At 72.4% G+C, this 13,998-nt stretch carries 17 protein-coding genes and 1 CRISPR repeat array (1 of these 18 cut by a window edge); of the genes, 15 read left to right on the forward strand and 2 right to left on the reverse strand.

Annotation, left to right across the window (positions count from 1 at the left end):
• Positions 1–282: direct repeats of the CRISPR family, unit length 28 nt; unit sequence GTGGTCCCCGCGCACGCGGGGATGGTCC (it extends 417 nt beyond the left edge of the window).
• An 81-nt stretch (positions 283–363) separates the two neighbouring features.
• A complete protein-coding gene (locus tag FHU37_RS12600) occupies positions 364–1,029 on the reverse strand; it encodes a histone deacetylase (RefSeq protein ID WP_376773932.1) in 666 nt (221 codons plus the stop codon).
• 4 nt (positions 1,030–1,033) lie between these two features.
• A complete protein-coding gene (locus FHU37_RS12605; protein ID WP_179814282.1) occupies positions 1,034–1,798 on the reverse strand; it encodes a GntR family transcriptional regulator in 765 nt (254 codons plus the stop codon).
• A 470-nt stretch (positions 1,799–2,268) separates the two neighbouring features.
• Between FHU37_RS12605 and FHU37_RS12610 the strand changes: the two genes are divergently transcribed.
• The 15 genes from FHU37_RS12610 to FHU37_RS12680 all read left to right on the forward strand — a co-directional run bounded on the left by FHU37_RS12610 (position 2,269) and on the right by FHU37_RS12680 (position 13,947).
• Entirely contained in the window at positions 2,269–2,445 is a 177-nt protein-coding gene (locus FHU37_RS12610; protein WP_179814283.1) for a hypothetical protein, read from the forward strand.
• Between the two features lie 228 nt (positions 2,446–2,673).
• Complete coding sequence (locus FHU37_RS12615; RefSeq protein WP_179814284.1) at positions 2,674–3,126, forward strand: transcriptional regulator; 453 nt, start codon at positions 2,674–2,676, stop codon at positions 3,124–3,126.
• 89 nt (positions 3,127–3,215) lie between these two features.
• Positions 3,216–3,785 carry a GGDEF domain-containing protein gene (locus FHU37_RS12620; RefSeq protein WP_179814285.1) on the forward strand — a complete coding sequence of 190 codons (570 nt, stop codon included), beginning with the start codon at positions 3,216–3,218 and terminating at the stop codon, positions 3,783–3,785.
• 115 nt (positions 3,786–3,900) lie between these two features.
• On the forward strand, positions 3,901–4,332 hold the full coding sequence (gene kilB, locus FHU37_RS12625) for a plasmid transfer protein KilB (protein WP_512699026.1): 432 nt from the start codon (positions 3,901–3,903) through the stop codon (positions 4,330–4,332).
• Between the two features lie 100 nt (positions 4,333–4,432).
• Positions 4,433–4,723, forward strand: a complete 291-nt coding sequence (locus tag FHU37_RS12630) for a hypothetical protein (protein ID WP_179814287.1) — start codon at positions 4,433–4,435, stop codon at positions 4,721–4,723.
• Positions 4,720–4,950 carry a hypothetical protein gene (locus tag FHU37_RS12635; RefSeq protein WP_179814288.1) on the forward strand — a complete coding sequence of 77 codons (231 nt, stop codon included), beginning with the start codon at positions 4,720–4,722 and terminating at the stop codon, positions 4,948–4,950. Before FHU37_RS12630 ends, FHU37_RS12635 begins: the two co-directional genes overlap by 4 nt.
• The gene (locus tag FHU37_RS12640) at positions 4,947–6,356 is read left to right on the forward strand and encodes a DUF2637 domain-containing protein (protein WP_179814289.1); all 1,410 of its coding nucleotides are present in this window, start codon (positions 4,947–4,949) and stop codon (positions 6,354–6,356) included. Before FHU37_RS12635 ends, FHU37_RS12640 begins: the two co-directional genes overlap by 4 nt.
• A gap of 427 nt (positions 6,357–6,783) precedes the next feature.
• Positions 6,784–8,937, forward strand: a complete 2,154-nt coding sequence (locus FHU37_RS12645) for a cell division protein FtsK (RefSeq protein ID WP_376773933.1) — start codon at positions 6,784–6,786, stop codon at positions 8,935–8,937.
• A 176-nt stretch (positions 8,938–9,113) separates the two neighbouring features.
• Positions 9,114–9,329, forward strand: a complete 216-nt coding sequence (locus tag FHU37_RS12650; protein ID WP_218904018.1) for a hypothetical protein — start codon at positions 9,114–9,116, stop codon at positions 9,327–9,329.
• Between the two features lie 100 nt (positions 9,330–9,429).
• A complete protein-coding gene (locus FHU37_RS12655) occupies positions 9,430–9,624 on the forward strand; it encodes a hypothetical protein (RefSeq protein WP_179814291.1) in 195 nt (64 codons plus the stop codon).
• Between the two features lie 21 nt (positions 9,625–9,645).
• Complete coding sequence (locus FHU37_RS12660; RefSeq protein ID WP_179814292.1) at positions 9,646–10,239, forward strand: DUF6197 family protein; 594 nt, start codon at positions 9,646–9,648, stop codon at positions 10,237–10,239.
• A 91-nt stretch (positions 10,240–10,330) separates the two neighbouring features.
• Positions 10,331–11,263: a bifunctional DNA primase/polymerase gene (locus FHU37_RS12665; RefSeq protein WP_179814293.1), complete on the forward strand. Its 933-nt coding sequence runs from the start codon at positions 10,331–10,333 to the stop codon at positions 11,261–11,263.
• On the forward strand, positions 11,260–12,288 hold the full coding sequence (locus FHU37_RS12670; protein ID WP_312892579.1) for an AAA family ATPase: 1,029 nt from the start codon (positions 11,260–11,262) through the stop codon (positions 12,286–12,288). The genes FHU37_RS12665 and FHU37_RS12670 overlap by 4 nt, the downstream gene beginning before the upstream one ends.
• Before the next feature lie 112 nt (positions 12,289–12,400).
• A complete protein-coding gene (locus FHU37_RS28135) occupies positions 12,401–12,634 on the forward strand; it encodes an excisionase family DNA-binding protein (protein ID WP_312892580.1) in 234 nt (77 codons plus the stop codon).
• Positions 12,635–12,645: 11 nt separating this feature from the next.
• Positions 12,646–13,947, forward strand: coding sequence for a tyrosine-type recombinase/integrase (locus FHU37_RS12680; protein WP_179814295.1), 1,302 nt, complete (start codon positions 12,646–12,648; stop codon positions 13,945–13,947).
• Positions 13,948–13,998: the final 51 nt, after the last annotated feature.

Genomic DNA, 13,998 nt, shown 5'->3' on the forward strand with positions numbered 1-13,998 from the left:
GCGACGTTGGGTGGTCCCCGCGCACGCGGGGATGGTCCCCGGAGAGGCCGGGGGGAGCAACCACCACAAAAGTGGTCCCCGCGCACGCGGGGATGGTCCCTGACCGGCGAGCAGATGCTGGCCACCGTGCGGGTGGTCCCCGCGCACGCGGGGATGGTCCGGAGGTGCTCCGGGCCGGTGGTTCGTCAGCCGTGTGGTCCCCGCGCACGCGGGGATGGTCCCATCTCCGGCCCCGGACTCACGCGCGAGATCGTGTGGTCCCCGTGCACGCGGGGATGGTCCGGACCGCAGGTCACGGATGCCCCGGGCGTGCGATGCTCCCCGCGCTTGCGGGGGTCCTCCAGATTGACGCTCGCCAGGCGGTTATACGCCAGCCACCAACCGGGCGACGTCGGTCGGCTGCCACACGCCTTCAGCGCCCGGTCGCCCAGCGAGGTAGTCGGCAGCCTGCTGCGGGCTCCACCCATGGGCGCTGATGAGGCCCGCCGCGAGGTGCCGGAGGTAGGCCGCTGAGGGCGCGTTCCAGGCGACGTCGGAACTTCCCCATGGCGCGGTGAAGGTCAGCACGGGATGGTCGTCAAGGGTGCCGGGACAAACCAGCGTCTCGTATCGCCCCGGTCCCATCTGCGCCCGGCCGTGGGCTAGAACCTCGCTGAGGTCCAGTTCTTCCCCGGGCTCCCGGTACATCTCCTGAGCCGCGATGTCCGCGAACTGCCGGGGGGTGAGCAGGTACGCGCGGGCCGGCATCTCGCCACTGGCATCGGGATCGTAGAAGGCGCGGCCGCCGGTCCACACGGGGGACTCGGTGGCGAAGTACAGGGTGCCCGGCAGCATGACGGGTAGCGCGCGTTCGGGCGGGCTGGAGTCGCGGCAGCCGGGATAGGTCCGCGTGCCACCGGGTGGCCTACCTCCCTTTAGGTAGTAGGTCAGCCGTTCGAGGTGCATGTTGGACCCGAAGGCCGCGTACCAGACCCGGTGAAGCACCACAGGCCGGTCCTTCAACGGTTCTAGGCGGCGGGGGGCGATCACTGATTCACTCCGCTGGGACGTCGTATCGAATGACGTGCCGATCCCCCGGGAGGATCGTGATCATGACGCGCAGCGGGCGACCGTCACTGTCGTAACCCGTCCGCTGGTGTACTGCCACGGGCGTTGCCGTGGGCAGGGAGAGCCTTTCCGTCTCGGCGCGAGTTGGCATGCGCACGGTGATCTCGTCCTGGTAGTGGGACTGGATCAGGCCCACGCTGGCCAGGACACCGCCGGGCGCCGAGACGTCCTCGGGGAGCATCAGCGGAGTACCCCTGACCAGTTCCTCGGGGAAGTAGGAGTCGGCGAGCGCATAGGGCTCGTTGTCCACCAGCCGGACGCGCTCCCGCACCACAGTCAAGGCCGTTTCGGGGTCCAGTTGGAGCTGTTGTGCGACCTCGGCGGGCGGCCGGCGGATCGAAACCGTGACTTCCTGGCGTGGCTGGCGTCCACTTTCAGCCACGATGCTGGCCCATTGGTCGCCCTTAGCGTCGGACGTGTGCTTGGAGCGTGACTCGAGCTGGGACCAGTCCCACACCGCCCGAGGGAGCCGCTTCCGCACGAAGCTTCCACGGCCCTGACCCGCGACGATGAGCTGTTCCTCAGTGAGGCGCCGAAGCGCGAGACGGACCGTGTTCCGACTGACGCTGTACTGCTCGGTCAGCACCCATTCCGTCGGAAGCTGCTCCCCGGGCTTGAGCTCGCCGCGCTCGATCTGCCCCCGCAAATCGTCCGCAATCCGGTGATACCGAGGCGTTTGTTCGCCCACCACGCTCCCCTTCTCAGACCTGGCCGACTTGCACCAACAACATACGCCGATGCGGTTGACGACCCCAAGGGTCGTGTGCAGACTCGTGGTTGTCCGCGTTGTTGGTACAACATCAGCAACGCGGACAACCTGGAGGGTCTTCCTTGGACTGCTCCGGAACTACACGACCAGGAGCCCCGCGGTGGTCGGGGGGAGGGTCCCGGCCCCTTGTCAGTCCGGAGGGCATGACCGAGCGGCAACCCTCGGTCATCTCCATCTGCCTGAAACGGGAGCACGCTCCCGAAGGAGACCAAGAGCACCGGGTGCACCTCTCGTCTCGGGAGGGCGCACCGCATCGCAGACACCAAGAAGGGCGCGCCCTCCGCCTGGCAGCTCCGGGCGCGCCCCTAACCCCCTGAAGGGTTGTGGTCAGTATGGGCCTGCGTGCCCTGATAGCCAACGTCACCGGGGCCTCGGCCCCGCCTCAGCCTTCCGTGAGTACGTCGGACCGGGAGCTTGCCACGACGGCCGCGCTGGACGTGACCAGCGGCGGACGGCGCGGCAGCGTCAAGGAGGTCCGGCGGCGGGCGGAGGAGATCTCCAACGGCCGCCGCGTCTCCGAGGCAGCCGCTCGGGCCGGTCTGGACGCCGTCGACCGGCAGGGCCGGTGAGGGCCGTGAACCCCGCCGCCCCGCCCATGACGGCGGTTCAGCCGGACAACGAGCCGGAGGAGCCGAACCGGACGCCGAACGGTCTGCCGATCCGGGAGCCGGGCGGCAACAGGCCGTTCTGAGTCTCGCCGGACCTTCTCGCCCGCCCTGGGGTGGCCGTCTCCCGGCCAAGTGGACAGCCGGCCGCCCCAGTTCCTGCTCGATCACTTCGCGAAGCAAGGAGTCACGATGTCCGCCACGTTCGCCGCGGTGTTCGTCGTCTTATGGGTCGCCCACTCGGTGGGTGACCACTGGGTTCAGACCTCCCACCAGTCGCTCACCAAGGGTGCGGCCGGTTGGGTGGGGCGGCTGGCCGACGCCCGGCACGTTGCCACTTTGACTGCGACCAAGCTGGCCGCGCTGCTGCCGGCGGCTGCGGTGCTGGGGCTGGATCTGTCCGTGCTGGGCGTCGTCATCGGCCTCGGTGTCGACGCCCTCTCGCACTGGTGGGCGGACCGCCGCACCACCCTCGCCAAGCTGGCCGCGCTGCTGGGCAAGGCCGAGTTCTACGCCCTCGGTTCCACCACGGTGGACGCCCACGGCGAGCGCGCCCACCACATCGGGACCGGTGCCTACGCGCTTGACCAGTCCTTCCACCACCTGTGGTTGATGGTCGGCGCGCTGCTGGTCACCACGTTCTGAACCCATTCGGGATGGGCCGTCTCCCGGCCAAGGACAGCCGGCCACCCGAACCTTCCCCTGCCCGATCACACCGAACGGGAGAGTTCGCCATGCCCGAGGGATGGGGGCCGCTGCTGGCGGCGGCCTTACCCCTGACCGGGTGGACGGCACACGGCGTGATGCTCCACCGCCGTCTCGCCGCCGCCCGCCGAGACCCGCTCACCGGCCTGCACACCCGCGACGGGTGGACACGCCGCGCCGAGCGGGTCATCACCGACCAGCGCGCCCTGGTGCTGCTGGTGGATCTGAACGACTTCAAGGCCGTCAACGACGCCCATGGCCACGCTGCTGGTGACGCGGTCCTGATCAGGGCTGCGGAACGACTGGCCGCCTGGTGCGGCAAGGCCGGGGTGGTCGGTCGGTTGGGTGGCGATGAGTTCGCCGTCGCCTTCATCGACCACCACGGCAACGCCGCGGACCGCGTCAACGAGCTGCGTGCCGCGCTGGCCGAGCCCGTCCCGTACGAGGGCGCCGCGCTGGCGACCAGCGCCACGGTCGGCGCCTGCCGCGTCGCCGACCTGCCGGTGGCCTGCCTGACGGACGCTCTCAAGGCCGCCGACACGGCCATGTACGCCGCCAAGCCGGCCGGTGGACGCCGCGCCCCGCGCCGCCCTCACTGAACTGCTCATCCCAAGCACCGCCCCGGGTGCGGCTGTCTCCCCGGCCAAGGACAGCCAGCCGCACCCCGGGATCACCCTGCCCGATCACTGCATCCGAGGGACTTCTGTCGTGACCATGTGGGACAGCATCATCGCCGTCGCTGGCACGCTTGCCGGCACCGCCACCGCCGGCGCCATCACCGCCCGCACCGCCAAGCAGGGCCGACGGGACCAGAAGACCAGCGACGCCATGCGGGCGGTCGCCGACCTGGTCGCCGCGATCGACGCCCACCGCGCCGCCATGTACAGCGCCGGGGACGCCAAGCTCTCCGGTGGCGACTCCGCCTCCGCCCGTCGGGACGCCCACAGCACCCGCGGTGCGATAAGCGCGCCGCTCACCCAGGTGCGCATCCTCGCCCCCGCGCTGGGCGACCCGGCGAAGCGGGCCGTGCAGGCGACCTACGACATGCGCAACCCCCGCAACCGCGCCGACCTCGACCAGCGCCGCGCCGCCGCCAAGGCCGCCGTCGAGGCGCTGGTGGACGCGGCGGAACGCCACTTCGCCTGAGCCCGTCACCCGCTTCCCCCATCATCCGCCCGGGTGCGGCTGTCTCCCGGCCAAGGACAGCCAGCCGCCCCCGGGCCCCTGCCCGATCACGGAGCACCCAGTGAAGAACTTCATCAACGGCCGGCAGGCCATGACCGAGGACGACTACCTCGAACTCTCCCTCGGCACCCCGCTCGAACTCTGGCTCGGAGTGGAGGGGGAGACGGAGGAGGAGCGCGCGGCGCGGCTGGACGCCGCCCGCGACATCCTCGCCGACCACCCCGACCTCGCCGACCGCGTCAGCCGCGTCGCGGTGGAAGCGATCACGGCACACGCGCCGGACCTGCTGGGATGGGCCCAGCGCACCCACGCCGGCCGCACGCTCACTGCGCCGCGGAGGTGGGCCGCGTGACCGCCGTCCACAGGCTGCTGACGACGCTCGGTCGTCTCCAGTTCGCGTTGATGCTGGCCGGGGTGGCCTGGCTGCTCGGCTACCAGCCCGGTCCGATCGGCCGCACGGCGCTGGCCGTTGCGGTCGCCCTGCTGCTCGCCCCGGACGCCACCGGACGCGCCGCCCGCCGTCACCCGTGGTCCCTGCGCCGCCGCACCGCCGAGCCCGTGGGGGAGGTGGCGCTGTGAGTTCGGATGTGACGACCTATGAGGGGCGGGTGGCCGTCGACAAGGCGCGTGCCGTGGAGGCGCGCGCGGCGGCTCGTGAGGCCGAGCGGTTGAGTGAGCTGCGGATCCGGCAGGCCGAGGCTGCCGCCCGGGACGCGGAGCGGGAGCGGGCCGAGGCCGCGCGGGAGAAGGCGCGGGAACGCTGGGCCCGTGAGCGGGCCGAGCGGCGCGCGGCGCGGGCCGCGCGGCTGCGTCTGCTGGCCGGGGTGCTGGCCGAGCGGCGGGTCCTGCTGGCGGTGCTGGTGGTGATCGCCGCGTCGGTGTACATCGCGTGGCCGGCTCAGCAGCACGCGATGGCCGCGCTCGGCATGGGGACCGCCGGTTCGTGGGCGGTGCCGGTGCTGGTGGAGGGGCTGACGTGGTCGATGGCCGCGTTGACGTCGTGGGCGATCGCCGAGCGCAAGCCCGCCGGGCTCTACCAGCTCATGACGTGGGTGTTCGCCTCGGTCGCCGCCGGGTTGAACCTGTGGCACGGCTGGCTCGATGATCCGATGCTCGGCGTGGTCTACGCGATCGCTTCGCTCGGCGGGGTGGGCGCGTGGGAGCTGTACGTTCACGGCCGCAAGCACGCCGGGACCCGGACCACCCGGGAGGAAGCGCGGTTCCGCCGGCAGCGTCGTCGGCATCACCGGAAGGTGGCGCGGGCGGCGGACCGGATCCGCACCGGGGCGGGGATGCACCTGACCGAGGACGCGGCCTGGCTGCTCGCCTGGCGGGCGACCCACGGGGCCGACCCCGGGGTGACCGCCGAACTGCTGGCCCAGCAGGAGAGGGCGCTCGGCGCGGTCGCCGAGCTGGTGGCCGGCCGCACGGCCGAGAGCGGCCCCGAGCCCGTGACGGTGGAGGCGCTCGCCAAGCACGGCGCCGAGCTGTCCGTGGTGGCTCCGGCGGAGGCGGCGGAGTCGTCGGCGGAAGCGATCCGGGCGGTGGTGGAGCAGGCCGTACGGACCGCACGTCCGGTGCGGGAACTGCTCGCCCGCACGGGCCCGGACGCGGCCGGGGAACCCGTACGGCAGGCCGTACACGCGGCGAGCACGGACCGGGTGAAGGAGCAGGTCAGCGTCCGTATCCCCCCGCCCCGTACGGGCACTGGGCGCACGGTTCACCCGGCCGCCCGTACGGCCGCGAAGCACACCGCACGGCGGTCCGCCCGGCAGGGCGACGACCTGGAGCGGAAGCGGCAGGCCGCGCGGGAGGAAGCCGCGGCGATCCTCGCGCGGGGCGGGAAGCCGTCCCCGGCGGAGATCGGCCGTGCGCACGGGATGAGCCCGGAGTGGGGCGCCAAGCAGATCAGCTACGTGGTTCGGGTCAAGCGGCCCATGCACCTGGTGAAGGGCGCCGGGGCCTCCGCCGGGGGTGACTCGTGAGCGCGCCGATCCTGTCCCGGCCGGTCGTCGGCGCGCGGACGTGGGAGCCGGTGATGGTCCGCGCGGGGTACCGGTGCGAGTGCGCCGGTGCGTGCGGCCAGCACCACGCCAAGACGGAGATGCGGTGCCCGGCCGCCCATGGCGCGGGTCGGGGGCCGGTCCGCCTCATCGCCGCCCCCGCCGACCCGGCCCTGTCACCGGCGGAAGCCGCGGCCGTTCCGGCCGAGGGTCTGCGGGCGTGGTGCCCCGGGTGCTTCGACCGCGCGGCCAAGCGGGCCCGGGAAGCCGCCGCGGAGCGGCTCCGGCTCGAAGCCGACGATCAGCCTTCCCTGTTCTGACCAGCACCCTTCCACGACGCGGGGCCCGGTTCCACGCCTGCCAGCAACGGCCGGGCCCCGCCACTCCCTGGTGAAGGAGCAACGTCATCGTGACCGACAACCGACCCCCCGACCACCCCGACCCGCGGCCGGAGCGCCCGGGCGCCGAGGTGGTCGACATCCTCACCAAGCGCCCCGCCATCCCCGACGTCGTCACCGCGGACGCCGACCCGGACGCGGTGGTGATGGTCGACGGCCCCGCCCCCGCCGGACCGGGCTTCCTGGACCGTGCCCGGGGCGCGCGGCGCCGCGCGATCATCCCCGCGTGGGCCCGCTCCCGCTCGGAGCTGGCCGCCGCGTCGAAGTGGGTCACCTCCTACTACGGCCACACCATCGGCTACCACGCCGTGCGCTGCCCGCTGTACGCCGGCAGGCTCGCCCTGTTGGCCCCGGCCGGTGCGGCGAAGTGCCTCGGTGGCGCCGCCCGCTGGGTCACGGACGCCGAGGGCGAGCCCGTCCGGCTGGCCGCGGTCCGCCGGGAAGACGCCGGCGAGTACCTGAAGCTGTCCCGCCAGCGTGACGCCCGGGTCCGGCTGCGGACGCTGGTCATGGTGCTGTCGCTGTTCGTCGGGCTCGGCGCCGCCCTGGCCCTGTACGTGCTGGCCCCGGGGTGGCTTCAGGTCGTGTCCGCCTCGGTGCTGGTGATGGCGCTCGGCCGGTACGGCGCCCCGGCGGACGCCCCGGTGGTCTCCCGCGCGGTGGAGACCCCGAAGGTGCAGCGGCTCACGTCCGACATCGTGCTGCGGGCCCTCGGCGCGCTGTCGATCTCGGCGATCAACCAGGCCATGGCCAAGGGGCGGGACGGCTTCACCTTCACCGCCCCGATCACCCGCGACGGGCCCGGTTGGATGGCCGAGGGCGACCTGCCGTTCGGCGTCACCGTCGCCGACGTCATGGACCGCCGCGACCGCCTCGCCACCGGCCTGCGCCGCCCGCTCGGGTGCGTGTGGCCAGAGCCGGTGCCGGAGGAGCACCCCGGCCGCCTGCGGCTGTGGGTCGGTGACCAGGACATGTCCAAGGCCAAGCAGCCGGCCTGGCCGGTGGCGAAGTCGGGGGCGGTGGACCTGTTCCGGCCGGTCCCGTTCGGCACCGACCAGCGCGGACGCTGGGTGGAGCTGACGCTGATGTACACCGCCGGGGTCATCGGCGCGATCCCGCGCATGGGCAAAACGTTCCTCCTGCGCCTGCTGCTGCTCATCGCGGCGTTGGACCCGCGGGCCGAGCTGCACACCTACGACCTGAAGGGCACCGGCGACCTCGACCCGGTGGGGGAGCGCGTCTCCCACCGGCACCGGGCCGGTGAGGACGACGCGGACATCGAGTACGCCATCGCCGACATGCGGGCGCTGCGCGAGGAGCTGCGGCGCCGCGCCAAGGTGATCCGGTCCTTGCCGCGGGACATCTGCCCGGAGTCCAAGGTGACGTCCGAGCTGGCCGGCAAGAAGAGCCTCGGTCTGCACCCGATCGTGGTCGGGGTGGACGAGTGTCAGGTGTGGTTCGAGCATGCCAGGTACGGGGCGGAGTTCGAGGAGATCTGCACCGACCTGGTCAAGCGCGGGCCCGCCACCGGCATCGTGCTGCTGCTGGCCACCCAGCGTCCGGACGCCAAGTCCCTGCCCACCGGCATCAGCGCGAACGCCTCCACCCGGTTCTGCCTGAAGGTCATGGGCCAGTTGGAGAACGACATGGTGCTGGGCACCTCCGCCTACAAGCGCGGCGTCCGGGCCACGATGTTCGCGTGGGACGACAAGGGCATCCACTACTTCGTCGGTGAGGGCGCGGACGCCCGGATCGTCCGGTCCGTCTACGTCGACGCACCCACCGCCGAGGTGATCTCGCTCCGGGCCCGCACGCTGCGGGAGGCGGCCGGGACCCTGTCCGGCCATGCCCTCGGCGAGCGGGCCCCGCAGGAGGAAGCCGCCGCGTCCTTCGACCTGCTGGCCGACATCCTCGCCGTGGTCCCCGCCGACAAGGCCAAGGTGTGGTCCGAGACCGTGGTGGCCCTGCTGGCCGAGCTGCGGCCCGACGTCTACGGCGGGTGGGAGCCGGAGCAGCTGGCCGCCGCGCTCAAGCCGTACGGCATCGGCACCGTCCAGGTCTGGGGCACCACCGAGGAGGGCAAGGGCGCCAACCGGCGCGGCATCGAACGCGCCAAGGTCGCCGCCGCAGTTGCGGAGCGTGACCGAAACCGGAGCGCCGGCTAGCCGGGATCGGGTGCTAGACCTAGCGGCCACCCCCGCTAGGTCTAGCACCACCGCTAGCACCCCACATGGCACATGATCAGGTCGCTAGTGGCTAGCGGCCTTTCCCTCGCACACTCTGGAACCGGCCCGGGAGGCCCCTGGTGACCCCCATCCTCGCTGCTAGCGCCATCCTCACGATGGTCACGTTGAGTTACGCCGCTCTGTGTGCGGTCAGCCCGTTCGCGACCTGCCGCACGTGCGACGGACTCGGCTTCGCCCTCCACCACGACCGGCACGGCAAGCCCAAGCGCGGCAAGGACTGCCGCCGCTGCAAGGCCACCGGCGCCCGCATCCGCCTCGGCCGCCACTGGTGGAACCTCTGGCGCCGCCTCCACCACGACGCCAACCGCTGACCCGCCGCCCAACCCCGAGCCTCGAAGGAAGCCCGTGCGCATCCTCCCCAACCCCCGTTCTAGCCCTGTCACCGGGGCCGACACCGACAGGAGTCCTGCCGTGGTCCTGAACCTCTCCGCCGTGTTCGTGCTCGGCGTCGCCGTCTTCTTCCTCCTCCGCGCCCGCGCCCTCCCGGCCGGGGCCGGGTTCGTCGCGATGCTCTTCGGCTTCTTCCTCGCCTCCACCGGCGCGGCCGGGCCCATCAACCGCGGCGTCGCCGCCTTCATCACCGCCCTGTCCGACCTCACCCTCTGACCCAGCAGGGAGCACCCAGCCATGACCACCCACCCGACCACCCTCACGCCCGCCGGGCCGACCGCGCTCGACCCGGCGGAGCTGGCCGCGTTCCTCGCGGACATCGAAGCCCACGTCCGCGCCCACACCCCGACCATCCCGGCGCCGACCGAGGCCACCACGCCGCGGCCGGTGGCGCCGTCGCTGACGGTGGACGAACTCATCGAACGGGCCGGGATCGTCACCGGCCCCGCCCCGGCCGAGCGGCGCCGCCCCGCGGTGATGCGGCTGCTGGCCTCGGTGGTGGAGGCGCCCGCCCGGCGCCGCGCCGCCCACGAGGCGCACGTCAACGCTCAGGTGGCGCGCTACCTGGACGCCACGGCCAGCGCCATCCGCACCCGCGGGTGGATCCAGGGCAACTACCGGCGCTCGGACGGGGTGTGCATCCTCGGCGCCCTCGCCTGCCTCATCGAGCCCACGGAAGAGGTCCACGCCGCGATCCTGGCGACCCTGCGCGCCGAACTCGGACAGGTCCACATCCAGGGCTGGAACGACGCCGAGGGCCGCACCGCCGAGGGCGTCCTCGCCGCGCTCGAACGCGCCGCCCGCCGGGCCCGCGCCGCGGCCACCGTCTGACTTCGCCCCGGGGCGGCCGTCTCCCGGCCAAGGACAGCCGGCCGCCCCGGGTTCCCCTGCCCGATCACAACCACAGCAGGAGAACACCAGCATGACACCTGCGAAGCACCGTCCGCAGTTGGTCGCGGCACTCGCCGCCGCCGAACGCGGCTGGCACGTCATCCCGCTCGCGCCCGACGATAAGCGGCCCGCCCTGCACGCCGAAGCCCGCTGCCTGCGCACCGGGCCGTGTGCCGCCGGGCACCTCGGGTGGGAGCAGCGGGCCACCAGCGACCCGGAGCGGGTCGCCCGCTGCTGGCAGGCGGGACCGTACGGGATCGGCCTGGCGACCGGCCCTTCCCGCCTGGTCGTGGTCGACCTGGACACCCCCAAGCACCCCGGCGACACCGCCCCGCCCGAGTGGGCCGAGGCCGGAGTCACCTGCGGCGCCGACGTCCTCGCCGCACTCTGCGAACGGCACGGCCAGCCCTACCCGAGCGAGACCCACACGGTGCGCACCGGCCGCGGCGGACTCCACCTGTACTTCACCGCCCCGGCCGGTCTCAATCTGCGCAACACCGCCGGCAAGCTCGGGTGGAAGGTCGACACCCGGGCGGGCGGCGGCTACGTCGTGGCCGCCGGAAGCACTGTCAACGGCCGCCCGTACACGACGTGGCACGACGTTCCTCCGGCCCCGCTGCCCGACTGGCTCGCCACCCTGCTGCGGCCGGCCCCACTGCCCCCGCAGCGGCCCGTCGTGGCCCCGCTGGCGACCGACCGGCACGGCGCCTACCTCGATGCCGCGGTCAAGGCCGAAGTCGACCGGGTCACCAGTTCTCCGGACGACGGCCACAACAACGCCCTGTACCTCGCCTCGGTGGCCCTCGGGCAGCTCGTCGCCGGAGGGGAGCTTCCCGAGGCGTACGTGACCGCCCGGCTGGCACAGGCCGCCGCACAGGTCGGCCAAGGGGAGCGGGAAGCCGCCCGCACCATCCGCTCCGGCCTGAGCGCCGGAGCCAAGCGCCCCCGGACGGTCGCCGCGTGACCGCCCACCCCGCCGCGCCCCTGTCCGAGCACCTGCGCCCGGTCCCGTCCGGGCCCGCCGAGGGAGTCGCGCCGCCCGTCCGGCCCCGCACGGCGTGGACCGCTGACGAACTCATGGCCACGGAGTTCCCCGAGCCGAAGTGGGCGGTGCCGGGCATCCTCGCCGAGGGCGTCAACCTGCTGGCCGGACCGCCCAAGGTCGGCAAGTCGTGGCTGTCCCTCGGCCTCGGGCTGGCCGTGGCGGCCGGCGGCAAGGCGTTCGACAGCGTTCCGGTCGAGGGCGGACCGGTGCTGTACCTCGCGCTCGAAGACACCCCTCGGCGTCTGCAAACCCGCATGGGCAAGCTCCTCGGCGGCCAGCCGGCGCCCAAGGGCTTGACGCTGGCGACGGCCTGTCCGCCGTTCCCCCAGGGCGCCGAGGCGGTCGCCAGTTGGCTGGAGCGCCACCCGGACGCCCGGATGGTGGTCATCGACGTCTTCGCCAAGATGCGCGGCGTCTCCCCTCCGGGCGCGTCCGCCTATGACGCGGACTACGCCGCGGTCGGGCACGCCAAGCGGCTGGCCGACCACTACGGCATCGCCATCGTCCTGGTCCACCACGTCCGCAAGGCAGGCTCGGACGACTTCCTCACCGAGGTCTCCGGGACGAACGGGCTGGCCGGAGCAGCGGACGCCACCTTGGTCCTCAAGCGTGCCCGTGGGCAGGCCGACGGCGTTCTGCACGTCACCGGCCGAGACGTCGATGAGGCCGAGTACGCCCTCGCGTTCCAACCGGCCTCGGGCGCCTGGCAACTCCTTGACGGGCCCGCCTTGGACCACACCATCGGCGACACCCGGGCGGTCATCCTCCGCTTCGTGCGGGACAACCCCGGGGCCCGGCCCAAGGACATCGCCGATTCCACCGGCCTGGAAATCGGTCTGGCACGGAAGACCTGCGCGCGCATGGCTGATGACTGCCAACTACGGCGCGACGTTTCAGGCGCGTACTTCGCACCCGGGGCCGAGGGCCAGGACACCCAGGCATGAGGTGTCCCGGCTGTCCTGCTGTCCCGGTATGTGCGTTGACCTGTACGAACGGCCGAGACAGGGGTGTCTCGGCGCTGTCCCGGCTGTCCCGGCTCGGGGAGAGGAGCGGCACGTGAGCCACGACGGAGCGCAGGAAGCCCCGTCCAACGACCCGACATTGGTCCTGCTCACCGTTGAAGAAGCCGCCCGCCGGCTTCGAATCGGTCGGACGCTGTGCTACCGGCTCGTCAGCTCCGGTGAACTCGAATCCGTCACCGTGGGCCGTTTGCGCCGAGTGCCGGCCGAAGCCGTGGGCGAGTACGTGAAGAGCCTGCGCCAGCCCAAGCACACTTTGAAAGCCGCCTGAGGAGAACCGGCTTGGCAGACGAGAAGAAGAAGCGGACTCGGCGGCCGAACGGCGCATCGTCCATCTATTTCGGCAAGGACGGGAAGTGGCACGGCAGGGTGACCGTCGGGGTGCGTGACGACGGAAAGCCTGACCGCAGGCACGTGGAAAGGAAGACCGAGGCCGAAGTCATCACCGCTGTCCGGGAACTGGAGAAGCAGCGGGACCGTGGTGCCGTCCGGAAACCGGGGAAGCGGTGGAATGTGGGGGAGTGGCTGACTCACTGGGTGGAGAACATCGCCAAGCCGTCGGTGAGCGAGAACAGCTACGACGGCTATGAGGTGGCCGTCAGGGTGCACCTCGTTCCCGGCCTGGGAGCCCACCGCCTGGATCGGTTGGAGCCTGAGCACCTGGAACGCTTCTACCAGAAGATGCAGGAGCGAGGCAGCTCCCCCGGGACCGCCCACCAGGCGCACCGCACGATTCGGACGGCCCTCGGCGAGGCTGTTCGCCGGGGGCACCTGACCGTCAACCCCGCCGAGATCGCGAAGGCCCCGCGGCTCGAAGAGCAGGAGATCGAGCCGTTCACCGTCCAGGAGGTCCAGCGAATCCTGTTGGAGGCGTCCAAGCGGCGCAACAGCGCGCGATGGGTGGTCGCCCTCGCCCTCGGACTGCGGCAGGGCGAAGCGCTCGGACTCAAATGGGAGGACGTGGACCTCGAAGCGGGGTACATCCGAACGCGGAAGAACCGCCTACGACCCAAGTACGCCCACGGCTGTGCGAGTCCGTGCGGCCGGAAGGCGGGCTACTGCCCCCAGCGCCAGCAGATCCGGCGGGAGACGAAGAACACGAAGTCGCGGGCGGGGCGCCGCACCATCGGCCTGCCGGACGAACTCGTCAAGCTCCTCCACAAGCACCGGGAGGAGCAGGACAGGGAGCGTCGGGAAGCCGGCGAACGCTGGGTCGACAAGGGATACGTCTTCGCGAAGCCCGACGGGGAACCGCTCATCCCGAACACCGACTTCCACGAGTGGAAGAAGCTCCTCGGTGACGCCGGTGTGCGGGACGGGCGCCTCCATGACGCTCGCCACACCGCCGGGACGGTGCTGCTGCTGCTCGGAGTGCCCGACAGGATCGTTGACGCGATCATGGGGTGGGAGCCGGGCGGGGCCGCGCGCATGCGGGCCCGGTACATGCACGTCACCGACCCGATGCTGCGGAAGGTGGCGCAGCAGGTCGGTAGCGCGCTGTGGGGCAGCTCGGTGGAGGAGCCCGCGAGCGGCGCGGAAGGCCGGGAGCGGGGCGCCCCGGAGGGCGAACGAGACGGAAACTGAGACGGAGAGACGACGTGGGCCCCGGACGCCGAAGCGTCCGGGGCCCACGAT

Source organism: Allostreptomyces psammosilenae, assembly GCF_013407765.1.
In the GTDB taxonomy this organism is placed as follows: Bacteria; Actinomycetota; Actinomycetes; order Streptomycetales; family Streptomycetaceae; genus Allostreptomyces; species Allostreptomyces psammosilenae.

Coding starts and splice junctions, on each gene's coding strand:
- FHU37_RS12615 (WP_179814284.1), top strand. CDS start 2,674: ATGTCCGCCACGTTCGCCGCGGTGTTCGTCGTCTTATGGGTCGCCCAC.
- FHU37_RS12620 (WP_179814285.1), top strand. CDS start 3,216: ATGCCCGAGGGATGGGGGCCGCTGCTGGCGGCGGCCTTACCCCTGACC.
- kilB (WP_512699026.1), top strand. CDS start 3,901: ATGTGGGACAGCATCATCGCCGTCGCTGGCACGCTTGCCGGCACCGCC.
- FHU37_RS12650 (WP_218904018.1), top strand. CDS start 9,114: ATGGTCACGTTGAGTTACGCCGCTCTGTGTGCGGTCAGCCCGTTCGCG.
- FHU37_RS12660 (WP_179814292.1), top strand. CDS start 9,646: ATGACCACCCACCCGACCACCCTCACGCCCGCCGGGCCGACCGCGCTC.
- FHU37_RS12665 (WP_179814293.1), top strand. CDS start 10,331: ATGACACCTGCGAAGCACCGTCCGCAGTTGGTCGCGGCACTCGCCGCC.